This window comes from Streptomyces albidicamelliae (genome assembly GCF_025642175.1).
GTDB lineage: Bacteria > Actinomycetota > Actinomycetes > Streptomycetales > Streptomycetaceae > Streptomyces > Streptomyces albidocamelliae.
In genome coordinates this window covers 4,888,613-4,911,015 of sequence record NZ_CP106795.1, presented here as the reverse complement: position 1 = coordinate 4,911,015, position 22,403 = coordinate 4,888,613, and the positions used below count along the sequence as shown (strand labels likewise).

Below are 22,403 nucleotides of genomic sequence, written 5' to 3'. Positions count from 1 at the left end.
AGCCGGACGGGCAGCGCGCCGACGAGGCCACACGTCAGCTGACCCACGAGCCGACCGGACCACAAGCCAACCGGGCTGCTACCGGCGGGGCCGCGCAACGACCGGCCCACGAGTCAGCCGGGCCGCGAGCCGGACGGGCAGCGCGCCGACGAGGCCACACGTCAGCTGACCCACGAGCCGACCGGACCACAAGCCAACCGGGCTGCTACCGGCGGGGCCGCGCAACGACCGGCCCACGAGTCAGTCGGGCCGCGAGCCGGACGGGCAGCGCGCCGACGAGGCCACACGTCAGCTGACCCACGAGCCGACCGGACCACAAGCCAACCGGGCTGCTACCGGCGGGGCCGCGCAACGACCGGCCCACGAGCCAGTCGGGCAGTGCGCCGGACGGGCAGTGCGCCGACGAGGCCGCGCGTGCCACAAGCCGACCGGACCGTGAGCCCGCGCGGTGCGCGCCGTCCGGCCACGAGTCAGCCGGGCCGCAAGCCGGACGGGAGGTGCGCCGGACGCGCGCCACACGTCAACGGGCCCACGAGGCAACCGGGCTACAGATCAGCCGGGCCGTGAGCCGGCCGCGCCACAGGTCAGCCGTGCCGCGAGCCGACCGCGCCACAGGTCAGCCGTACCGCGAGCCGACCGCGCCACAGGTCAGCCGTGCCGCGAGCCGACCGCGCCACAGATCAGCCGTGCCGCGAGCCGACCGCGCCACAGGTCAGCCGGGCCGTGAGCCGGACGGGAAGTCAGCAGGGCTGGAGGAATTCCAGTCGGTTGCCCACGGGGTCCCGGGAGTAGAAGCGGCGGTGTCCGGGGAGGTTGTCGTCCCAGGTCACCGGGGCGCCGCGGGCGGTGAGCCGGTCCGCGTAGGCCTCGATGTCCGTGACCCGCAGCCCGGGGTGGGCCTTCGTGGCGGGCCGGAAGCCGTCCTCGACGCCCAGGTGCAGCTGTACGGCGCCGGCCCGGAACCAGCAGCCGCCGCGCGCCGCGAGTGCCGGTGGTTTGGGGATCTCCGTCATGCCGAGGACGTCCCCGTAGTACGCCCGCAGCAGGTCCTCCGATCCGGGCGGGGCCGCGAGCTGCACGTGGTCGACGGCGGCGAGCACGCTCACGCTCCCTTGACGGCCACGGCGAACAGTCGGCGGAACGGCAGGACGGTGCCGTAGGGGGCGCTCGGGTACGCCTCGCGGAGCCGGTCCCGGTACTCGGTGACGAAGGCGTCGCGCGCCTCGGGGTCGTCGGCCAGGGCGGTCAGGGCGGGCCGCAGTCCGGTGCCCTTGACCCAGTCCAGGACGGGGTCCTCGCCGGCCAGAACGTGGAAGTAGGTCGTCTGCCACACGTCGGTCGCGCAGCCCAGGCGGGCCAGGCGGTCGAGGTAGGTGCCGGGGGTGTGGACGGAGTCGGTGTGGCGCAGGACCTCGGCGAGGCGGCCCTTCCAGCGGGGGGTGGCGGCGAGCTCGCGCATCAGGGCGTGCAGCGGGGCGTCGATGTTGTCGGGAACCTGGAAGGCGAAGGTGCCGCCGGGGCGCAGGGCGGCGACCCAGTCGGCGAACCGGTCGGCGTGGCCGGGCACCCACTGGAACACCGCGTTGGAGACGATCAGGTCGTACGGCTCCCGCGGCGCCCAGGTGCGGGCGTCGGCGTGGGCGAAGTCGAGGCGGCCGCCGCCGGCCGTGGGGCCCTCGTGCTCGGTGTGGGCGCGGTCGAGCATGTCGGGCGAGTTGTCGTAGCCGGTGACGTGGGCGGTGGGCCAGCGTTCGGTGAGCCGGACGGTGACGTTGCCGGGGCCGCAGCCGAGGTCGGCGATCCGGGGTGGGCCCGCGGACGGTTCCCGTTCCGCCGGGAGGGCGGGGACGGCGGCGAGGAGGTCGGCGAAGGGACGGGCCCGGTGCCCGGCGTGCCGGAGGTACTGGGCGGGGTCCCATGTGGGGTGCGTCATGTTCGTCATGTCTTCCACTGTCTCCGGCGTTTTATCTCGATGTCAAGAGACTCGACTTCAAGAGACTTCATGTCGACACAACCACTACACTGATCTCCATGGAGGACGAGGTCGATCGGCTGGTCGCAGCGTGGCGCCGGGAGCGTCCGGACCTCGACGTGGAGCCGCTGGAAGTGCTCAGCCGGGTGAGCCGACTCGCCCGGCATCTGGACCGCGCGCGCCGGCTCGCCTTCGCCGAGCACCAGCTGGAGCCCTGGGAGTTCGACGTGCTGACCGCGCTGCGGCGCGCGGGCACGCCGTACCAGCTCTCCCCCGGGCAGCTGCTGACGCAGACCCTGGTCACGTCGGGCACGATGACCAACCGGATCGACCGGCTGGCGAAGAAGGGCCTCGTGGAGCGGCTGCCGGACCCGAGCGACCGCCGCGGTGTGCTCGTCCGGCTGACCGAGACCGGCCGGGACCGCGCGGACCAGGCGCTGGCGGGCCTGCTGGACCAGGAACGGGCGATCCTGGCCGAGCTGTCCCGCGCCCAGCGCGGTGAACTGGCGGGGCTGCTACGCCAGTTGACCGCCCCGTTCGACAACATCCCCGGCTAGGTCCGCCGGGCCGACCCCGGCCCGCCGGGCGAGCGCCACGGCGGCGAGGGTGGAGTGGACGCCCAGTTTGCCGAGGACGTTCTGCATATGGGTGCGCACGGTGTGCGGGGAGAGGAACAGCCGCTCGGCGACCGCCTTGCGGCCGAGCCCGGCGACCATGCAGCGCAGCACCTCCCGCTCGCGCGGGGTCAGGGACTGCACCAGGCGTTCGCTCTCGGTGCGGTGCTTGCGCGCGGCCGTCAGTTCCCGGAGCACACCGGTGAGCAGGGCGGGCGGCAGATGGGTCTCGTCGCGCAGCACGCCGCGGATCACCGTCAGCAGCCGGGACAGCGAGCAGTCCTTGGCGACCCAGCCGGAGGCGCCCGCCTGCAGGGCGAGGGCGGCGCGGCGCGGGTCGTCCTTCTCGGCGAGGACGACGAGCCGTACGGCGGGCTGGGCGGAGCGGACTCCGGCTACCAGCGAGATGCCGTCGACCAGGCCTTCCTCGTCGCCGTCCTGCACGGGCACGGCCGGGCGGGCGCCGGGCAGGCTGCCGCCGAGGTCGGCGTCGACCAGGAGCACGTCGAAGCGGCGGCCCTCGCCGGCCGCGCGTTCCAGGCAGCGCAGCGCGGCCGGGCCGCTGCCGGCGGCGGAGACGTCGACGTCGGGCTCGGCGGCCAGCGCGGCGGCGAGCGACTCGGCGAAGATGCGGTGGTCGTCCACGACCAGGACTCGGATACGAACCACGAAACCCCCTTCCCCAGGCTCCGCGTGGAGCAGGGGATACCCAAGGTCCGGACAGGGCCCGGCGATCGGCCGGTCCGAAAGGCCCGGCAAAGGCTCGGGAAACGACGACTCGCACGGGTACGACACCCAGCGGAAGGACGCCCACCGCACGGCCGCCGCCGTCGCGGAAACTGCTACCCCCACCGCGGGCGTCGTACCCGCCTGTCTCGCCCCCTGATCAGCACCGGCCCCCACCGGTGCTGTTCCTCAGAGTACGGATGCGGGCGGACAGCGGAAGCGGATTTGCAGAACTGGCCGTCCGACGCGTTTATGGTGTGCCGCATGTTTCGTATTGAGGCGGAAGTCGACAAAGGACGACGTGATCTGCTCCGCTCACGGCTGTGGGACACCAACACGGCGGCGTCCCCGGTGCTGGCGGCGCTGCGCGGCACGCCCGGCGAACGCGAGGTCCCGCTCCATGTGTGGGCGCTGGACGGCTCCGGGGAACTGGCGGGCGGGCTGGTCGGCCACACCTGGACGACCTGGCTGCACGTCACCTACCTGTGGGTGGACGACCGCCACCGGGGCACGGGCCTCGGCTCCCGGCTCCTCGCCGAGGCCGAACGCATCGCCCGCACCGACCGGGGCTGTGCGTCGGCCCGCCTGGAGACCTGGGACTTCCAGGCACCGGACTTCTACAGGAAGCAGGGCTACGCGGTGGTGGGCACGATCCCCGACTACCCGCCGGGCATCACCGAGTACATCCTCACGAAGCGCCTGACCTGACGGCGGCTCACCCCCGCGGAGCGGGCGGAGCGGGAGGCGGCGGGTAGGGGGGCCGCGGCGGGATCCTCGTCCCGGGCGGTCCCACCGGCGGCGGTGGCTGCGGCTCCATCGACCGGCGCGGACGGGCGCCGGCGGCCGGGGGACGAAGGGCGGTGCCGGGGCGGGCGGAGGCGGCGGGGGCAGCAGCGCCTCGTCGTCCGCGAGCAGGGGCCCGCCGGCCCGCAGCCGCTCGACGGTCCGCTCGGCCCGGCGCCGGGCCCGGGGGTCGTCGTCACGCCGGAAGACGAGCTGCACGGTGGCCGGGGGCGGCGGAAACCCGAGCACGGGGCCGGGCCCACCAGTCCGCTCGGCGGAGACCAGCTCGTAGCCGAGCACGTACGCGACCCTCTCGGCCCGCTCCTTCAGCGACACCCTGCCACGGAGCTCGACCACCCCCCGCCCGTCGAACCGGGCCCGGATCTCGTCGTCGTCCATCAGCGGTCCTCGTACCTGGGCAGTTCGTCGGGGAAGTCACGGGGCTTGTCGCACTCGGCCAGCCGGTAGGCGTGCTCAGAGAGCCGGTAGGCGAAGTCGGTCAGGGCCTGGCCCAGTTCCGTGCCGGAGATCCTGGCCTTCCCGATCACATATGCCTCGGCGACGACGGCGTAGGACTGATCGGCGTCGCCCGCCCGGACACCGCGGGGGGTGCAGGGGACATAGACGGAGGAGCTGACGCGGTCACCATGTATCTCTGCCAGGGCTTCGATCCCGCCGGAGGACGCCCGCACCGTACGGCGGTCGGAGGAGCCGGCGTAGTGGCTGAACCAGGTCTGCGGGGAGGCGTCGTCCACCCGCGCCACACCCGAGAGGATGGAATCCGCACTCGTGTACACGTGGCAGGAGAAGCGCAGGTCAGCACCTTCGCGCCGACGCTCGGCCCCTTCCTCCGCCGTCCGTGTACGCGGGAGCGTACGGATCACCAGGTCCCGCTCGACAGCACCGTCACACACTTTGGACGGCAGCCGCTCGAGCCCCGTCGTGAGGGCGAACCAGGTGCCTGTGCCGACGAGAAGAAGACCCACCACGCAGGCGATGAACTTCTTCGCGCTGTACTCCCTGGGCCCGCGTTCTCCGCTGCCGGACCGGTCATCCACGCGGACGCTCCTTCGTGTTGCTCAAGAACTCACTGGCGTCGTCCCAGCCTTCGTTGACCGCACGACGGACAGTGTCGTTGGTGCCGTCCTTGGGGAGATCCACATGATGCTGCTCCAAGGCGTCCGCGACGGAGGATTGCGTCTGCTGGTTCACCGAGTCCCGAGTCGCGTACAGGTCCTTGGCGCTGGCGTAGAGGGCGCCGTCGCGGGCATCTTCCCTTTTCTGGCCCTGCATCAGACGGGGCGTCGGCGGCCGGGGGACGAAGGGCGGTGCCGGGGACGGCGGAGGCGGCGGGCGTCGTCGCGCCAGGCACCCCGAAGCTCCACGATCCCCCGCCCGTCGAACCGGGCCCGTATCGCGTCGTCGTCCATCAGCGGTCCCGGTACCTGGGCAGTTCGTCGGGGAAGTCACGGGGCTTGTCGCACTCGGCCAGCTTGTAGGCGTGCTCGGTGAGCCGGTAGGCGAAGTCGGTCAATGCCTGCCGCAGCGGCACACCGGCGGCCCTGGCCTGTCCGTCTGTACGGGTCTCGCCGACGACCGCGTAGGGCTGGGAGGCCTCGTCCGGGCCGAGGCCGGGCGGATCGCAGGGCACGTACACCGACGACGTGTCCCCATCGGGACCCATCTGTGCCAAGGCTTCCACGTCGCCCACGGAGACACGGAGGACCTGATGCCTTCCCCCCGCGTTCCTGTAGTCGTCGAGCCACTTGTCGCGCGAGACTTGGACGACTCTCGCCTCCCCGGAAAGGGAATCGTCATCGCTGGTGGTCACGTGACACCAGAAACTGAGGCGGCCTCCGGCTTCCTGGCGGTCGGATCCGCTGTCGGCCGATCGCGCCCGCGGTAGCACTTGCTCGACCGTGTCCCGTGCGAGAGTGCCTTCGCACATCCTGGCCGGGAGCAGGTAGAGGCCTTTGTTCAGAAAGAGCCAGCCGGCACCACAGAAAAGACCCAGAGCGACGAAGAACAGAACCATGACCTTGGTACTACGCCATTTCTCCACTACGGACGCTCCTTGGTTCTGCTCAGGTACTCACTGCTGGCGTCCCAGCCCGCGTTCACCGAAGTGCGAATGACGTCGTTGGCGTCGTCCTTGGGTACGTTCACGTGATGCCGGGCAAGTGCGTCTGCGGTGGACCACTGCGCTTGCTGCGTGACCGAATCCCGCATGGCATACAGGTCCTTGGCGCTCGTGTACAACCCGCTGTCCTTGGCCCCATGCATCTGCTGTGCCTCGATCAGTCGGTCGACCGCCCCGTTGGCGACGGCTCCGGCCGTTCCGCCGACTGCGGCTTCCATGATCTCGCCGCCGTAGTGGGCGGGAACCTCGAGCCCGGTGAAAGCGATGGTGATCCAGCTCTTGGCTGCATCCCCCTTGTCCTTCAACGCACTGTTGTAGTCGGTCTCTCCGTCGATGGCGGCCTTCACTTCGCCATCGGCGACGGAATGCCCGACGATTCCCTCGATGACACCCGCGTTCCTGCCGATGTCTTCGAGAACGTGCTGACGTGACCCTTGGAACAAGGACGGGTCCGACAGGTGTGACTCAAGGAGGCTGCCGGTGTAGATGCTCTCCCCGAAAATGATCCCGGCCCTGCCTGCCGGGTCGGCGGACGTAGCGGAAAGAAAGCGCACCACATCGCGGACGCCCTCTCCTTGGAAGGCGTCGGGGGCATCGCTGTGCGTGAGGAAGGCGGCATCGGAGTTCGGGCCGGCCAGAGCCTGGCTGATCTCCGGCATGTACGCCGCGGCCATGTCCCCGAAGCTCTCGCCCAGCCCCTGGCTCACCAGGTTCGCGCCCCCGTCGGGGTCGGCCACCGCCTTCATGATGTTGGCCATGATCTTGACCTGGGCCGTGCTGTGCGGCGGGGCCGCGGCAGAGGTGTCACCGGCCGCGACCCCGGTGACAGCACTCTCCAGAGCCCGCCCCAAGGACTCGCCCCTGTCCGTGTACGTCGTCGTACCGAGCATGTGATCCAGGTCCGCCTTGGACGCGAAGGCGTGCTCCGACGCCTCGGGGTTGTGGGAGAGGCCGTCGAAGAGTCCCTCCAGCGGGTCCCGGCCGTCGCCGTCGCCGAAGCCGAGATCCAGGCCGTTGTAACCCTTGACCCACCGGTCGTCGGTGTTCGACTCTCCCGCACCCCTGTCCGCCTTGAACACGTCCTTGCGATAGGCGTCGAGGAACTCGGTGTCGTACTGGCCGTTGCGCATGAGGCTGCTGATGACCTGGTAGCCGAGGGCGCCGATCGGGTTCGGGGAATTGGGCGCGCGGAAGTTCGTGGTGGTCTCGTCGAGCAGGTTCTTCTTCCACCCCTGCATCGCATCCGAGTCCGAGAAGGAGGCCGTGGCCAGAGTCAGGCTCAGGTTGTTCTGCAGGTCCTTCATCGTCTCGAGTTCCGGCCCCTTGGCGCCGGCGTGGGCGTAGGTCATCTCGGTCCAGAACTGGAGCGTCCCCTTGGCGCCCAGACCCCTCGCGAACTTCTCGGCGAACAGCGGGTCGTCGTGGTACTTCGCCATCTCGCGGTTGAAGGCCTTGATGTCGTCCAGGGACATGTCCGACGGCTTCTTGGCCATCTTGGCCAGTTTCTCGGCTGCTGCGACCGCTGCGGCGGCCTCGTCCCGGTTCGCGTAGGAGGCGTCGGAGAAACCGTACTTGGCCTGGTCGACAAGGAGCCTGAGGGCTTCCGCCGCGGTGTCGTCGCTCTGTGTCGCCTTGGTCAGGATGCCCTGGATCTCCGTGACGAAGGCGTCCACGGTCTTCTGGTCGGTCGCGCCGGTCTTCCCGCTGGGGTCCGACGACCAGTCGGGTCGGGTGTTGCCCATGACGGAGAACGTGCCGTCGTGGTTGTCGACCACGGTCAGATTCTGGTCGTTGGCCCGCTTGATCGCGTCGTTCACCTGGGTGCGGTAGCCGATGAGCTCGCCCCGGGTGTCGCTGAGGATCTTGGTGATGGAGTCGGCCTGGGTGTGCGCGTCGGCGAACTCGGCGGCCGTGCGATCGATGAACTCGCGGCTGACGGTGGCGTTGACGCCCTTCCACTTGGCGGCGTCGGCCTTCGCCTTGAGCTTGCTCTCGGCGTCCTCCTTCAGCTCGGCCAGCTTCTTCGTCATCTGCTCCCAGTCGGTGACCGCATCGCCGAGTTTGGCGAAATTGCCGTGGCGCAGTGTGTCGAGGTGCATCGGCGCTCAGTGGCCCTTCCGGTCGTCGAAGCCCTTGTCGAGCGTCGCGATGCTGCTCACCGCACCGGCGATGTAGGAGTCGTCGGCGGCGTGCTGGTTCTTGGTGTACCGCAGGTGGTTGGAGATGTGGGCGCAGGCGTCCAGCAAACTCTTCGTCTGCTCGCTCCAGCGCTCCGTCACATGCTCCAGCGCCCCTCCCAGGGCGAAGCCCTCGCCCTTGAGCCCGCCCGCGGCCGCCTCGGACGCCACACGCGCGTGGCCGCTGTAGGTCGTGAAGTGGCCGAAGAGGTCATGGGCTGCATGGCCGACCTGCTCCAGGTCTTTGTGGCCGACGACGAGGTCCCCTTGAGTGCTGCCACCTCCCTGGTCGGCCGGGTACTGATTGAGCTGCATCCGTGTGGAATGCCGATCGGCCGCCTGGGCCTTCAGCTGCTCCCACTCCTCCCACGCCATGTGTGGTCTCCCCCGTGTCTTGCGGTCCGGTTCCGGCCCGGGCGGGCGGGACCGGCACGCAGCGCCTCACTGAGCGGCATGTACATTACCGGGCCGTCGGTAAGTGGCCTTGGGCGCAGTGGGCTTCGGCAGGACCCGGGCGGGTCAGGTCGCGGAGCGGACCGGCCCGCCGCGCGTCTGTGGCGTGCGGCGGGCCGGGGTGGGGCGGGGGGGGTGTCAGGTCAGGCGGTGGGCTCCCGCCGACGGGGTCGCCTCGAAGACGCGTGGGGGTGTGAAGGCGGCCGCGGCGAAGGCTTCCTCGATCGACTTGGTCAGGGTGTCGGCGTCCGTCGCCCGGGTCAGGACGATCGCCGAGCCGCCGAAGCCGCCGCCGGTCATCCGGGCGCCGAGCGCGCCGCCCGCGAGGGCGGTGTCGACGACCAGGTCCAGTTCCGGGCAGGAGATGCGGAAGTCGTCGCGCAGCGAGGCGTGTCCCTCGGTGAGGACGGGCCCGATCTCGTGGGTCCGTCCGGCGCTCAGCAGGTCGACGACGCGTTCGACGCGGTGGTTCTCGGTGACGATGTGCCGGACGAGACGGACCACCTCCTCCTCGTCGCCGAGCCGGGCGAGGGCCGCCTCCAGTCCGTCGTGGGGGACGTCCCGGAGGGCGTCGACGCCCAGCAGGGCCGCGCCCTTCTCACAGCCGGCCCGGCGCTTGCCGTACTCGCCGCCGCTGTGGGCGTGCTTGACCTGGGTGTCCACGACGAGCAGGCGCAGGCCCTCGGCCGCCAGGTCGAAGGGGATCTGCCGCTGGGACAGGTCCCGGGTGTCGAGGAACAGGGCGTGCCCCGACGTGCAGCACGCGGACGCCGTCTGGTCCATGATGCCGGTCGGCGCGCCGACGTAGACGTTCTCCGCGCGCTGGCACAGCCGGGCGAGCTGCCACCGCTGGAGACCGAGTCCGTACAGGTCGTCGAGCGCCAGGGCGATCACGACCTCCAGCGCGGCGGACGAGGACAGGCCGGCGCCCGTGGGGACCGTCGAGGACAGGTGGACGTCCGCGCCGGTCACCTCGTGGCCCGCCTCGCGCAGCGCCCAGACCACGCCGGCCGGGTAGGCCGTCCACGCGCTGTCGGACCCCGGGGCGAGGCCGTCCAGGCGCAGCTCGGCCACGTCTCCCGCGACGTCCGCCGAGTGCAGGCGCAGCAGCCCGTCGTCCCGGCGGGAGACGGCCGCGACCGCCTGGTGCGGCAGGGCGAACGGCATGACGAAGCCGTCGTTGTAGTCGGTGTGCTCGCCGATCAGGTTGACCCGGCCCGGCGCCGCCCACACGCCTTCGGGTGCGGTCCCGTACAGCTCGGTGAAGCGCTGTGCGACCTGCTGTGCCCCCACTAGTGCTCCTCTGTGATGCTCTGCGCGAACTCCCACGCGTCCGCGACGATTCCGGCGAGGTCCGCGCGGGTCGGGTGCCAGCCCAGCTTCTCGCGGGCGGTGTCCGCGGCGGCGACCAGGACCGCCGGGTCGCCGCCGCGGCGCGGGGCGACCACCTCGGGGATGGGGTGGCCGGTGACCTCGCGGACGGTCTCGATGACCTGGCGGACGGAGAAGCCGCTGCCGTTGCCGAGGTTGCAGATCAGGTGCGTGCCCGGCCGGGCGGCCCGCAGGGCGAGCAGGTGGGCCTCGGCCAGGTCCGCCACGTGGATGTAGTCGCGGACGCAGGTCCCGTCGGGGGTGGCGTAGTCGTCGCCGTAGACCGAGATGGCGTCGCGGCGGCCCTGGGCGACCTGGAGGACCAGCGGGATCAGGTGCGACTCGGGGTCGTGGCGCTCGCCGTGGGCGCCGTAGGCTCCGGCGACGTTGAAGTAGCGCAGGGACACCGCGGCCAGGCCGTGGGCGTTGGCCTCGCTGGTGATCATGTGGTCGACGGCCAGCTTGGTGGCGCCGTAGGGGTTGGTCGGCCGGGTGGGGGCGGCCTCGGTGATCGGGACCTGCTCGGGCTCGCCGTAGGTGGCCGCCGTGGAGGAGAAGACCAGCGTGCGCACGCCCGCGTCCCGCATGGCGCCGAGGAGCGCCAGGGAGCCGGCGACGTTGTTCTCCCAGTACTTCTCGGGCTTCGCCACCGACTCGCCGACCTGCGAGGACGCGGCGAAGTGCAGGACGCCCTCGTAGGAGGCGTCGAGCCACTTGGCGGCGTCGCGGATGTCGCCCTCGACGAACGCGGCGCCGGCCGGGACGCCCTCGCGGAAGCCGGTGGAGAGGTTGTCGAGGACGGTGACCTCGTGGCCCGCCTCCAGCAGGTGCTGGGCCACGACACTGCCGACGTATCCTGCGCCACCCGTCACCAGGTACTTCATGAACTCGCTACCTCTCGCAGTCGCTCGGCCGCGCGCTCCGGCGGCACGTCGTTGATGAACACGCTCATGCCGGACTCGGAACCCGCGAGAAACTTCAGCTTGCCGGAAGTGCGGCGGATGGTGAAAAGCTCGAGGTGGAGCGCGAAGTCGTCGCGCGTGACACCGTCGAACCCCTCCAGCGTGCCGAACGGGGCCTGGTGCCAGGCCGCGATGTACGGCGTCGGAGGCTCTTTGTCCCCGAAGATCCGGTCGAAGCGCCTCAAGAGTTCCAGATAGATCTGGGGGAACTCTGTGCGTGCCGCCTCGTCGAGCGCCGGCAGATCGGGCACGCGGCGCCTCGGGTACAGGTGGACCTCGTACGGCCAGTGCGCCGCGTACGGCACGAAGGCCACCCAGTGTTCACCCGCAAGGACGACCCGCTCACCGGCGAGTTCGCGCTCCAGCACCGCGTCGAACAGGTTCTGTCCGCCGGTGGCCTCCTGGTGGGCGGCGAGCGAGCGGAGCATCAGCGCGGTGCGCGGCGTGGTGAAGGGGTAGGCGTAGATCTGTCCGTGCGGGTGCCCGAGGGTCACACCGATCTCGGCGCCGCGGTTCTCGAAACAGAACACCTGCTCGACGGAGGGCAGATGGGACAGCTCCGACGTCCGGTCCGACCACGCCTCCAGCACCAGTCGTGCCTGCTCCGGGGTGAGGTCGGCGAAGGAGGCGTCATGGTCGGACGTGAAGCAGACGACCTCGCAGCGGCCGGAGTCGCCGGCCAGCGACGGGAAGCGGTTCTCGAAGACGACGGCGTCGTAGGAGGAGTCGGGGATCTCGCTCAGCCGCTCACCCCGGGTCGGGCACAGGGGGCACTCGTCGGCGGGCGGGTGGTAGGTGCGGCCCTGGCGGTGGGAGGCGACGGCGACCGCGTCGCCGAGCAGCGGGTCGCGGCGGACCTCGGAGGTGGTGACGGTGGGGTCCAGCGGGCGCCGGTCCACGGCGTCCCGCACGGCGTCGTCCCGAAGGTCGTAGTAGATCAGCTCACGACCGTCGGCAAGCCGGGTCGAGGTCTTCTTCACGCCTGGCTCCTTGTCCGACACCCCGCGGGGACATCCGTGGAGGCTGGTCAGCACCCACTCACTCAACACAACCAAACATAACAAACCACAACTCGACAACACCTCGGTCGATCACAATCAAACAAAGAACACCACCGGAAGTGTTCAAATACTGAACACGTCGGCGTAGGTTCCGCTCTGGATCAGTTCGCGCAACGAAGCGAGTACTCATGCAAACCCCCACAGAAGCACCCGCCGTCCTGGCGGCGGAGCTACGGCTCCCCACGAACTGGCTGGACTACACGATCCTGGCGATCTACTTCGTCGTCGTCCTGGGCATCGGCTTCGCGGCCCGCCGCTCGGTGAAGACCAGCCTGGACTTCTTCCTCTCCGGACGCTCGCTGCCCGCCTGGATCACCGGCCTGGCCTTCATCTCCGCCAACCTGGCCGCCACCGAGATCCTCGGCATGGCCGCGAACAGCGCCCAGTACGGCGCCTACACCGTGCACTGGTACTGGATCGGCGCCATCCCCGCCATGGTCTTCCTGGGCCTGGTGATGATGCCCTTCTACTACGGCAGCAAGGTCCGCTCGGTCCCCGAGTTCCTGCTGCTGCGCTTCGACCGGGCGGCCCACCTGCTCAGTTCGATCCTGTTCGCGTTCGCCGCCATCCTGATCGCGGGCGTCAACCTCTACGCCCTCGCGATCGTCGTCGAGGCCCTGCTCGGCTGGCCGCAGTGGGTCGCCATCGTGGTCGCCGGCGCCTTCGTGCTCGCGTACATCACGCTGGGCGGCCTGTCCTCGGCGATCTACAACGAGGTGCTGCAGTTCTTCGTGATCCTCGCCGCCCTCATCCCGATCACCGTGCTCGGCCTGAAGAAGGTGGGCGGCTGGGGCGGCCTGACGGACAAGCTCACCGCCACCCACGGCGCCGACTTCACCACGGCCTGGGGCGGCACCGGCATCGGCTCGGCCAACCCGCTGGGCGCCAACTGGCTGACCATCGTCCTCGGACTCGGCTTCGTGCTGTCCTTCGGCTATTGGACCACCAACTTCGCCGAGGTGCAGCGCGCCCTGTCCGCGAAGAACCTCTCCGCCGGCCAGCGCACCCCGCTGATCGCCGCCTACCCGAAGATCTTCATCGTCTTCCTGGTGATGATCCCCGGCCTGGTCGCCGCCGCGGTCGTGCCGAAGTTCGGCACCACCGGCTCCGGCTACCAGTACAACGACGCCATCCCCTACCTGATGCAGGAGCTGCTGCCCAACGGCGTGCTCGGCATCGCGGTCACCGGTCTGCTGGCGGCCTTCATGGCGGGCATGGCGGCGAACGTGTCGTCCTTCAACACGGTGTTCACCACCGACATCTGGGCGAAGTACGTGGTGCGGGGCCGCGAGGACGGGTACTACGTGCGGTTCGGCCGCCTGATCACCGCGATCGGCGTCTGCGCCTCCGTCGGCACCGCGTTCCTCGCCTCGTCGTTCTCGAACATCATGTCCTACCTGCAGACGCTGTTCTCCTTCTTCAACGTGCCGATGTTCGTCGTCTTCATCGTCGGCATGTTCTGGAAGCGCGCGTCCGCCAAGTCCGGCTTCTGGGGCCTGCTCGCCGGCACCGTGACCGCGATGGTCAACTACTTCGTGTTCTACAAGAAGGGGATCATCTCCATCCCCACCGACCAGGGCGCCAACTTCGTCTCCGCCATCGCCGGCTTCGTCGCCGGCGCGGTCGTGATGTTCGCCGTCTCCCTGTTCACGAAGCCGAAGCCGGCCAACGAGCTGCAGGGCCTGGTCTACGGCACCCGCTCCCCCGGCATGTCCGAGCCGCCCGCCAAGGGCGACGACGCCTGGTACCGCAGGCCCGCCCTGCTGGGCTGGGGCGCGATCGTGCTGGCCGCCGCCTGCTACATCCCGTTCTCGTTCTGACGCGGGAGGACCGAGGAAACCATGACCGAGAACCCCGACCGCCCCGAGCGGTTCCACTACTCCGAGGACGACGTCCAGCGGGAGGTCACCGAGCTGGAGGGCAAGTCCGAGACCGCGGCCCGGCTGTTCGACCTGCGCCGCATCATCGGCGGACTGTTCGTCGTCTACGGCGTCATCGTCACGATCACCGGCATCACCGACTCCCCGTCCGCCATCGACAAGGCCCAGGGCGTCAACATCAACCTGTGGACCGGGATCGGCATGCTCCTGCTGGGCGTCTTCTTCCTGGCCTGGCTGAAGCTCCGGCCCACCCCGCCGCCGCTCCCCCCGGAGGGCCTGCCCGAGGAGCCGGCGGAGAAGCACTGACCGCCCACCGGCCCCGGACCGGGGCGCGCGGGAGCCGATCACGCGGTTCCCCGCGCCCCCTCGGCGCACCGGGCGGCTACTGCGGCCCGGACTCCCGCAGGGAACCCGCACGGTCCAGCAGTCCCGTCCGCGCGGCCAGTGCCGCCGCCTCCAGCCGCGACCCGACCCCGAGCTTCATCAGCACCCGCTGCACGTGCGTACGGGCGGTGCTCGGCGCGATCCCCATACCGGCCGCGATCAGCCGCGTGTCCTCGCCGTCGGCCACCCGTACCAGCACCTCGACCTCCCGCGGCGTGAGCATCTCCAGCAGCCGCTGGGCCTCGTCGTCGGGCTGGGCGGCCGGGTTGAGCAGCTCCCCGAACGCCCCCTGGAGCAGCTGCGGAGCCACCGCCGCCTCCCCCGCGCGGGCCTTCATGATGGCCCGCTCGACGCCCTCGATCCGCTCGTCGTGCCGCACGTACCCCGACGCGCCCGCCGCGAAGGCCGCCGCGATGCCCCGCGGTGACGGGACCGGTCCCAGCACCAGCATCGCCACCTGCGGCCGCTCCCGCTTGATCTTCACCACCGGGTCGAAGACGCCCGGCTCGGCCGGGGCCGCCGTACCCAGCAGGCACACCTCCGGCGCCCGCGCGATCACCAGATCCGCGGCGCCCGCGGCCGGCGCCGCCGCGGCGAGCACCCGGTGCCCGCGCAGCTTGAGCGCGGACGCCAGCGCCTCCGCGAGCAGGCGATGGTCGTCGACCACCATGAGCCGCACTCCCATAGAGCAACCCCCCAGTCCCCCCCATGGATGCCCCACTATGGACGCCCACGGGTCCGCAAGGACAGAGGGCCCCCCGGCGCCCCGCCCCTATCTGCCCCCGGAAGCTACACGCTTGTTCGACGTCGCGCTGCCCCTACTCATGAGAAGTGCCCCGGATCGATGAAATCCGGGGCACTTCTCGGCAAGTCACCCTTTCGGGCGTGAGCGGCGCGCGGGGGCCCGGCGCCGCCGGCCGGTCAGCCGTCCGTGCCGAACGCCACGACCAGGTACTGCTTGCTGCCCGAGCCCGAGCTCTTCGTCTCGGTGAACACCTTGGACATGTACAGCCGCCCCTCGCCGAACAGGATCTCGGAGTAGTCCGGCAGCATGCTGCTCTCCGCCTCCTGCGCGATACCGGTGGCCGGGTTCTGCAGCAGCTTGGTCTCCTTGAAGCTGCCGCCGTCGATGCTGACGACCTGGCCGCCCTGGTCGTACGGCGTCCGCTTGTAGGCGATCAGGTTGCCGCCGTCCATGCGCAGCGGGGAGAGCGTGCAGCCGTCGCCGGCCTCGGCGCGCTGGCCGGTCTGCTTGCCCGTGTCGAGGTCGAAGGAGACGATCTCGTTGGTGTCCTTGTAGGCGGCGGAGCCGTCGTGCTCCTCGGTCGGCAGGTACAGCCGGCCGTTGCCCGCGACGATCTGGTGGCAGTCCTCGACGCGGGTGATCCCGTCGCAGCGGCCGCTGTACGTCTTGCCGGGCGCGGAGATCCGGGCGAGCAGGCTGCCGGTCCTGGCGTCGATGGAGAAGTAGTCCGAGATGCCGCTGCCGTCACCGGCACTGTCGCCGACGTCGGCGGCGACCACCAGCGGGTCGGTGGAGACGACGGCGGCGTACTCGACGCCCGCGGGCATCTTGTACTCGGCGATCACCTTCCCCGTCTTGGGGTCGATGTTCTGGATGTGCAGCTGCCGGTTGCCGTAGTCGCCGCACTTGCGCACCGCGACCAGCTTCGCGCCGCCGCCGTATCCGGCGTCGTAGCAGGTGTCGCCGGCCTTCGGCTGCCACAGCAGCTTGCCGGAGTCGAGGTCGAAGGCGGCGCCGCCGCCGGTGCTGCCGACCGCGACGGTGTGCTGGGCAACCGTCAGGTTCTGGAAACTCACCGGGTAGTCACCGGACTTGACGGACTTCGTCCACAGCCGCTTGCCGGTGTCGAGGTCGATCCCGGAGATCAGGCTGCATCCCGAGGTGGCGTCCTTCTGGGACATCTTCGGCCGGAAGGCGATCGCCGTCCGGTTCTCCGAGTTGACGTGACCGGTGGTCGCGCAGACCGGGCCGGGCAGCTTGATGGTCCAGTTCTCGGTGCCCTTGACGGGGTCGTAGCCGACGATCTCGGCCACACCGCTCTTGGCGTACACCTTCTCGGTCAGCCAGGAGCCGGTGGTGCTCGTCAGCTCCTTGGTCGTGGGCATCGCGACGTTGAAGAGGGGCTTCGCCGAGGGGTCGGACGGCACCTTCTCCTTGCCGCCGCCGGTGGTGCCCCCGGAACCCTTCTCGTTGCCGCCGCCGGTGCCGCCGTCGGAGGACGCGGTGTCGTGCTTCTTGCCGTCGTCCCCGGAGGACTTGGCGTACCAGATGCCGCCGCCGACGATCAGCGCGATGGCGACGACCGCCGCGACGACGATGTACAGCGCGGTGTTGTTCCGGCCGCCGCCGCTCTGCCCCTGCTGCTGCATCGGCATGGTCGACGGCTGCCCCGGATAGCCGTACCCCGGCTGCGCGGGGTGCATCGGCTGGGTGGGCTGCGCGTAGGGGTTCTGCGGGTGGGCGCCGTAGGCGGGGGGCTGCTGACCGTAGGCCGGGGGCTGCTGGGCGTACGGGTTCTGCTGGCCGCCGGGGTAGCCGTAGCCCGGCTGGGGCTGCGGGGGCTGCGGGGCCGGGGCGGCCTGCGGGTAGCCGTAACCGGGCTGCGGCTGCGGGGGCTGCGGCGGCTGCTGCTGCGCGGGCGGGGTCGCCGGCGGCCCGGCCGGGGGCGCGGGCGGCTGGTCCTGGGGGGAGCCGGAACCGGGCTGCTGCGGGGGCTGGTTGGGCGGCGGAGGGGGCGGCTGGGTCATGGGAGCGGATACCTCGGTGAAACGCTGAAGGCCGGACGGCGGAGGGGACTCGGGACGTGGTGCGAAGGGATGTGCGCCGGGGTCAGTTGCCGAAGGCCATCATCAGCTTCTCCTTGGACTGGTCGCTGCCGGACAGCCGGCCGGAGGAGATGAAGAACCGCCCGTCCACCCAGTCGACGACGCCGTTGTAGAAGGCGTCCTCGACGTCGGCCGCGCCCTGCGGGTTCTGCAGCAGCTTCGTGGGCTTGTGGGAGGAGCCGGCGACCGGGATCGACACCACCTGGCCGCCCGCGTCGTACGACGGCTGCACGTACGCGACGAGCTTGCCGCCGTCGATCTTCAGCGGGGCCATCGGCTCCTCGGCCGGAGACTTGGCCCGCCACTTCTCCTTGCCGTCGGCGAGGCCGATCGCGACGATCTCGTTGGCGCTGCTGAGGGAGTCCGTGGGCAGGTACAGGGTGTCGGCGTCAACCGCGACGCCCTGGCAGCCCTGGAGGTCGCGTTCGAGGATCGCCCAGCCGCAGCGGGGCGCGAACTTCTCGTTGACCTTGACCTCCGAACGGAACTTGCCGTCCTTGGTGAAGGTGGAGATGTTCCACGCCTTCTTGTCCTGGTTGGTCAGGTAGACCACGAGCGGGTCGACGGAGTACGTCCTGGTGACCCGCCAGCCCTTCTTGACCGGCTGGGTCCACCGCGCCTTGCCGGTGGCCGGATCCAGCTCCTGGATCTCGTCGTGCTCCTTGTCGGTGCCGGCCGCGCAGGAGGCCACCTGGACCAGCCGGCCGGTGCCGCCCGCGAACGCGGTCGGGAAGCAGGCCGCTCCGTACTTCTTCTTGTCGTACAGCTTCTTGCCGCTGGTGATGTCGTAGGCGGTGCCCGACTGCGAGCGGCCGACCATCAGCGTCCTGCCGCTCACGGTCAGTTCGACGGAGAGCGAGCTGTCGAACAGGCCGCCGTCGGCGACCTCGCCGCTCCAGCCCTTCTTGCCCGTCGCCAGGTCGATCTGCTGGAGCTGGTTGCACTTGGCCCGGTCGCCCGCGCCGTTCATGTACGCCACGACGACCTTGCCGCCGGCCGCCTGGGGGGTGGCCGCGCAGATCTTCTGCGGGAAGTCGATCGGACCCCAGGCGGTCCTGCCGTCGGCCGCGCCGAAGGCGAAGACCTGCTTGTAGGCCGCCTTCACCGCGGTGTCGCCGGTGACCCACATGCCGGGCGCGTCGGCGCCGGAACCGGGGGCGTCGGGCGCCGACTTGTACCAGAGCACCTTCGCCTCGCCCGCCCGGCGGCCCTCGTTGAGGTTCTCCGGGTCGTCGCCGCCGGTGCCGCCGGCGGACTGGGTGGGCTCCGCGGAGGCGGAGTGCTTGGGGTCGTCGCTCTGCTGGGCGACGGGCTTCTTCTTGCCGTCGTCGTCGCCGCTGAGCGCGTAGACGGTGCCGCCGACGACGAGCAGCGCGGCCACCGCGGCACCGATGATCAGCAGCGGCTTCTTCTTGGATCCCGGCCCACCGCCCTGGGGCGCGCCGGGGAAGGGCGGCTGCTGCGGGTAGCCGTACCCGGGCTGCGGTGCGGCGCCGTAGGGGCCCGCCTGCTGCGGCTGCTGCGGGTAACCGTAGGGGCCGGGGGCACCGGGTGCGGCGGGTGCGCCGTACGGGCCCGGGGTGCCCGGTGCGGGCGGGGCGCCGTACGGGCCGGGCTGCTGCGGGTAGCCGTAGCCGGGCTGGGGCTGCGGGGGGCCCGCGGGCGGCTGCTGCGGCGGTGGGGGTGTGGCGGGTGCGCCGAATCCCGGCTGGGCCGGAGGTGTCTGCGGGGGGCCGAACCCGCCGCCGCCCTGGGGCGGCTGGTCCTGCGGCGACTTCCCCTGTGGCGCTCCGAAACCGTCCTGCGGCGGCTGGTTGGGCGGCTGAGTCATCAGCGCTCTTCCCCCTCGTTCACTGATTTTTAGCCACGCCCTGAGGTTCGCGATGGACCCAAGGTCGTACTCAGAAAGTTCTCAGACGGCCCTTTGTATCACCCGGCACCGACAGCGCACGGCCCCGGACAGCCCGCTGTTCCCAAGGGAGAACCGGCCTGTGATGCCGCCGTTACGCGCCTTCACGCCCCCTTCACGCGGCGCACGCGCCAGCATCGCGCGCCCCACCGCTGCTTACGCGTCCTCCGCCAGTTCCAGCCAGCGCAGCTCCAGTTCCTCGCGCTCCCCGGCGAGATCGCGCAGCTGGGCGTCGAGTTCGGCGACCTTCCCGAAGTCGGTGGCGTTCTCGGCGATCTGGGCGTGCAGCTTGGTCTCCTTCTCGGAGATCTTGTCCAACTGGCGCTCGATCTTCTGGAGTTCCTTCTTCGCCGCCCGCTGGTCGGCCGCGCTCTTCTCGGTGCCGGCCGGCTTGGGCGCCGCGGCCGGCGCCTGCGCGGCGACCGCCTCCTCCATGCGCCGGCGCCGCTCCAGGTACTCGTCGATACCGCGCGGCAGCATCCGCAGCGCGCCGTCGCCGAGGAGGGCGAAGACCCGGTCGGTGGTGCGCTCGACGAAGAACCGGTCGTGGGAGATCACGATCATCGAGCCGGGCCAGCCGTCGAGGACGTCCTCGAGCTGGGTGAGGGTCTCGATGTCGAGGTCGTTGGTGGGCTCGTCGAGGAAGAGGACGTTGGGCTCGTCCATGAGGAGGCGCAGCAGCTGGAGCCGGCGGCGCTCACCGCCGGAGAGGTCCCCGACCGGCGTCCACTGCTTCTCCTTGCTGAAGCCGAACGTCTCGCACAGCTGACCGGCGGTCATCTCGCGGCCCTTGCCGAGGTCGACGCGCTCGCGGACCTGCTGCACGGCCTCGAGGACCCGCAGAGCGGGGTCGAGTTCGCCGACCTCCTGGGAGAGGTAGGCGAGCTTGACGGTCCTGCCCACGGCGACGCGCCCGCCCACGGGCTGCGCCTCGCCCTCCGTGCGGGCCGCTTCGGCCATGGCGCGCAGCAGGGAGGTCTTGCCGGCGCCGTTGACGCCGACGAGACCGATCCGGTCGCCGGGGCCGAGCTGCCAGGTGACGTGCTTCAGCAGCACCTTGGGGCCGGCCTGGACGGTGACGTCCTCCAGGTCGAAGACGGTCTTGCCCAGCCGCGAGGAGGCGAACTTCATCAGCTCGGCGCTGTCCCGGGGCGGCGGCACGTCCGCGATCAGCTCGTTGGCGGCCTCCACGCGGAACCGCGGCTTGGAGGTACGCGCGGGGGCGCCGCGCCGCAGCCAGGCCAGCTCCTTGCGGACCAGGTTCTGCCGCTTGGCCTCCTCCGTGGCGGCGATCCGCTCGCGCTCGGCGCGGGCGAAGACGTAGTCGGAGTAGCCGCCCTCGTACTCGAAGACGTCCCCGCGCTGCACGTCCCACATGCGGGTGCAGACCTGGTCGAGGAACCACCGGTCGTGGGTGACGCAGACGAGCGCCGAGCGCCGGGTCTGCAGGTGCCGGGCGAGCCAGGCGATGCCCTCGACGTCGAGGTGGTTGGTGGGCTCGTCGAGGACGATCAGGTCCTGCTCCTCGATGAGCAGCTTGGCGAGCGCGATGCGGCGCCGCTCGCCACCGGAGAGCGGTCCGATGACCGTGTCGAGGCCCTTGGGGAAGCCGGGCAGGTCCAGTCCGCCGAACAGGCCGGTCAGCACGTCCCGCACCTTGGCGTTGCCGGCCCACTCGTGGTCGGCCATGTCGCCGATGACCTCGTGGCGGACGGTGGCGGACGGGTCGAGGGAGTCGTGCTGGGTGAGCACGCCGAGGCGCAGCCCGCCGGAGTGGGTGACCCGTCCGGTGTCGGCCTCCTCCAGCTTGGCGAGCATCCGGATGAGGGTGGTCTTGCCGTCGCCGTTGCGGCCGACGACCCCGATCCGGTCCCCTTCCGACACACCGAGCGAGACGCCGTCGAGCAGGGCACGGGTGCCGTACACCTTGCTGACGTTCTCGACATTGACCAGGTTGACGGCCATTTCACTCCTGTGCGCGGGGCGGTATCGACATGCGGCTCCGCCGCGGGGGTCAGCCTTCTAGCGTAGGGCCTGGGCGGGGGGCGGCGGCGCGGCCGGGGTGGTCCCCGGCCCCGGACCCGGCGGGCGCGGTGCCGGCGGGCGCGGACCCGGCGGGTGCGGTGCCGGCGGGTGCGGTGCCGGCGGGTGCGGTGCCGGCGGGTGCCCTCAGATCACGGTCGCCCCGGGCACCGGGCCCGCGGCCGTCCGCACCGACCGGCAGGTGCCGGACGCGCGCAGCGCCTCGGCCACCTTCTCCGCCGAGCCGGCGTCGCGCGCGAGGAAGGCCGTCGTGGGCCCGGAGCCGGAGAGGAGCGCGGTCAGGGCGCCCGCGGCCCGTCCGGCGGCCAGGGTGTCGGCCAGTTCGGGGAAGAGGGACAGGGCGGCGGGCTGGAGGTCGTTGGAGACGGCCGACGCCAGCGCGTCCGGGTCTCCCTTGGCGAGCGCCTCCAGCAGGTCGGGGGAGGCGACCGGCGCGGGGATGTCGCGGCCCTCGGCGAGCCGGTCGAACTCGCGGAACACCGCCGGTGTGGACAGTCCGCGCCCGGCCATCGCGAACACCCAGTGGAACGTGCCGCCGAGTTCGAGCGCGGTCAGCCGCTCACCGCGCCCGACGCCGAGGGCGGCCCCGCCGACCAGGCTGAACGGGACGTCGCTGCCCAGTTCGGCGCAGAGCGCGAGGAGCTCCGCGCGGGAGGCGCCCGTGCCCCAGAGCGCGTCGCAGGCGAGCAGCGCGCCCGCGCCGTCCGCGCTGCCACCCGCCATGCCCCCGGCGACGGGGATGTCCTTGGCGATGTGGATGTGCACGGCCGGTTCGATGCCCCGCCGGGCGGCGAGCTCGACGGCGGCGCGCGCGGCGAGGTTGGTGCGGTCCAGCGGGACCTGGTGGGCGTCGGGGCCCTCGCAGGTGACGCGCAGCTCGGCGGCCGGGGTGACGGTGACCTCGTCGTACAGGCCGACGGCGAGGAAGACGTTGGCGAGGTCGTGGAACCCGTCGGGGCGGGCGGCGCCCACCGCGAGCTGGACGTTGACCTTGGCGGGGACGCGGACCGTGACGCTCACTGCTGACCGGGCTCCTTGCTGGGCGGGCGGGGTGGACGTGGCCCGGCGGGCACCGGTC

Annotated in this window: 20 protein-coding genes; 4 read left to right on the top strand and 16 right to left on the bottom strand. The window is 71.2% G+C overall.

Going from position 1 to position 22,403, the window contains the following annotated elements; all coding sequences use genetic code 11:
• Positions 1 to 740 precede the first annotated feature (740 nt).
• Both N8I86_RS22660 and N8I86_RS22655 read right to left on the bottom strand, forming a co-directional pair.
• Entirely contained in the window at positions 741 to 1,100 is a 360-nt protein-coding gene (locus N8I86_RS22660; protein ID WP_073888560.1) for a VOC family protein, read from the bottom strand.
• 2 nt (positions 1,101 to 1,102) lie between these two features.
• On the bottom strand, positions 1,103 to 1,933 hold the full coding sequence (locus N8I86_RS22655) for a trans-aconitate 2-methyltransferase (RefSeq protein WP_123439606.1): 831 nt from the start codon (positions 1,931 to 1,933) through the stop codon (positions 1,103 to 1,105).
• 98 nt (positions 1,934 to 2,031) lie between these two features.
• Here N8I86_RS22655 and tamR point away from each other — a divergent pair, with 98 nt between their 5' ends.
• The gene (tamR, locus tag N8I86_RS22650; protein WP_073888558.1) at positions 2,032 to 2,529 is read left to right on the top strand and encodes a MarR family transcriptional regulator TamR; all 498 of its coding nucleotides are present in this window, start codon (positions 2,032 to 2,034) and stop codon (positions 2,527 to 2,529) included.
• On the opposite strand, the gene N8I86_RS22645 is transcribed toward tamR, so the two are convergent.
• Positions 2,488 to 3,255, bottom strand: coding sequence for a LuxR C-terminal-related transcriptional regulator (locus N8I86_RS22645; protein ID WP_123437002.1), 768 nt, complete (start codon positions 3,253 to 3,255; stop codon positions 2,488 to 2,490). The genes tamR and N8I86_RS22645 overlap by 42 nt on opposite strands.
• Before the next feature lie 309 nt (positions 3,256 to 3,564).
• Between N8I86_RS22645 and N8I86_RS22640 the strand changes: the two genes are divergently transcribed.
• Positions 3,565 to 4,020: a GNAT family N-acetyltransferase gene (locus tag N8I86_RS22640; RefSeq protein WP_198960297.1), complete on the top strand. Its 456-nt coding sequence runs from the start codon at positions 3,565 to 3,567 to the stop codon at positions 4,018 to 4,020.
• A 473-nt stretch (positions 4,021 to 4,493) separates the two neighbouring features.
• Here the strand turns inward: N8I86_RS22640 and N8I86_RS22635 are convergent, their stop codons facing one another.
• From N8I86_RS22635 to galT, 8 genes are all read right to left on the bottom strand, one after another.
• Positions 4,494 to 5,153, bottom strand: coding sequence for a hypothetical protein (locus N8I86_RS22635; RefSeq protein WP_263278571.1), 660 nt, complete (start codon positions 5,151 to 5,153; stop codon positions 4,494 to 4,496).
• Entirely contained in the window at positions 5,146 to 5,388 is a 243-nt protein-coding gene (locus N8I86_RS22630; protein WP_263278570.1) for a hypothetical protein, read from the bottom strand. Before N8I86_RS22630 ends, N8I86_RS22635 begins: the two co-directional genes overlap by 8 nt.
• Positions 5,389 to 5,524: 136 nt before the next feature.
• Positions 5,525 to 6,130 (bottom strand): hypothetical protein, encoded by a 606-nt coding sequence (locus N8I86_RS22625; RefSeq protein WP_263278569.1) that lies wholly within the window; start codon positions 6,128 to 6,130, stop codon positions 5,525 to 5,527.
• Positions 6,131 to 6,156: 26 nt separating this feature from the next.
• Positions 6,157 to 8,334, bottom strand: coding sequence for a hypothetical protein (locus N8I86_RS22620; RefSeq protein WP_263278568.1), 2,178 nt, complete (start codon positions 8,332 to 8,334; stop codon positions 6,157 to 6,159).
• A gap of 6 nt (positions 8,335 to 8,340) precedes the next feature.
• Positions 8,341 to 8,787 (bottom strand): hypothetical protein, encoded by a 447-nt coding sequence (locus N8I86_RS22615; protein ID WP_073888548.1) that lies wholly within the window; start codon positions 8,785 to 8,787, stop codon positions 8,341 to 8,343.
• Between the two features lie 216 nt (positions 8,788 to 9,003).
• On the bottom strand, positions 9,004 to 10,158 hold the full coding sequence (gene galK, locus N8I86_RS22610; RefSeq protein WP_073888546.1) for a galactokinase: 1,155 nt from the start codon (positions 10,156 to 10,158) through the stop codon (positions 9,004 to 9,006).
• Positions 10,158 to 11,120, bottom strand: coding sequence for a UDP-glucose 4-epimerase GalE (gene galE / locus N8I86_RS22605; RefSeq protein WP_123437006.1), 963 nt, complete (start codon positions 11,118 to 11,120; stop codon positions 10,158 to 10,160). The genes galK and galE overlap by 1 nt, the downstream gene beginning before the upstream one ends.
• Positions 11,117 to 12,178, bottom strand: a complete 1,062-nt coding sequence (gene galT / locus N8I86_RS22600; protein ID WP_263278567.1) for a galactose-1-phosphate uridylyltransferase — start codon at positions 12,176 to 12,178, stop codon at positions 11,117 to 11,119. Before galT ends, galE begins: the two co-directional genes overlap by 4 nt.
• Before the next feature lie 209 nt (positions 12,179 to 12,387).
• Between galT and N8I86_RS22595 the strand changes: the two genes are divergently transcribed.
• Together N8I86_RS22595 and N8I86_RS22590 are read left to right on the top strand one after the other, a co-directional pair.
• Positions 12,388 to 14,079 (top strand): sodium:solute symporter family protein, encoded by a 1,692-nt coding sequence (locus tag N8I86_RS22595; protein WP_073888540.1) that lies wholly within the window; start codon positions 12,388 to 12,390, stop codon positions 14,077 to 14,079.
• A 21-nt stretch (positions 14,080 to 14,100) separates the two neighbouring features.
• Complete coding sequence (locus N8I86_RS22590; RefSeq protein WP_073888538.1) at positions 14,101 to 14,445, top strand: hypothetical protein; 345 nt, start codon at positions 14,101 to 14,103, stop codon at positions 14,443 to 14,445.
• Positions 14,446 to 14,521: 76 nt separating this feature from the next.
• On the opposite strand, the gene N8I86_RS22585 is transcribed toward N8I86_RS22590, so the two are convergent.
• The 5 genes from N8I86_RS22585 to N8I86_RS22565 all read right to left on the bottom strand — a co-directional run bounded on the left by N8I86_RS22585 (position 14,522) and on the right by N8I86_RS22565 (position 22,345).
• On the bottom strand, positions 14,522 to 15,208 hold the full coding sequence (locus tag N8I86_RS22585; RefSeq protein WP_073888536.1) for a helix-turn-helix transcriptional regulator: 687 nt from the start codon (positions 15,206 to 15,208) through the stop codon (positions 14,522 to 14,524).
• Positions 15,209 to 15,444: 236 nt separating this feature from the next.
• Entirely contained in the window at positions 15,445 to 17,295 is a 1,851-nt protein-coding gene (locus tag N8I86_RS22580) for an outer membrane protein assembly factor BamB family protein (protein WP_263278566.1), read from the bottom strand.
• 82 nt (positions 17,296 to 17,377) lie between these two features.
• Positions 17,378 to 19,204, bottom strand: a complete 1,827-nt coding sequence (locus N8I86_RS22575) for an outer membrane protein assembly factor BamB family protein (protein WP_073888533.1) — start codon at positions 19,202 to 19,204, stop codon at positions 17,378 to 17,380.
• A 234-nt stretch (positions 19,205 to 19,438) separates the two neighbouring features.
• On the bottom strand, positions 19,439 to 21,247 hold the full coding sequence (locus tag N8I86_RS22570; protein WP_123437011.1) for an ABC-F family ATP-binding cassette domain-containing protein: 1,809 nt from the start codon (positions 21,245 to 21,247) through the stop codon (positions 19,439 to 19,441).
• 204 nt (positions 21,248 to 21,451) lie between these two features.
• Positions 21,452 to 22,345 carry a 4-(cytidine 5'-diphospho)-2-C-methyl-D-erythritol kinase gene (locus N8I86_RS22565; protein ID WP_263278565.1) on the bottom strand — a complete coding sequence of 298 codons (894 nt, stop codon included), beginning with the start codon at positions 22,343 to 22,345 and terminating at the stop codon, positions 21,452 to 21,454.
• Between the last annotated feature and the right edge of the window lie 58 nt (positions 22,346 to 22,403).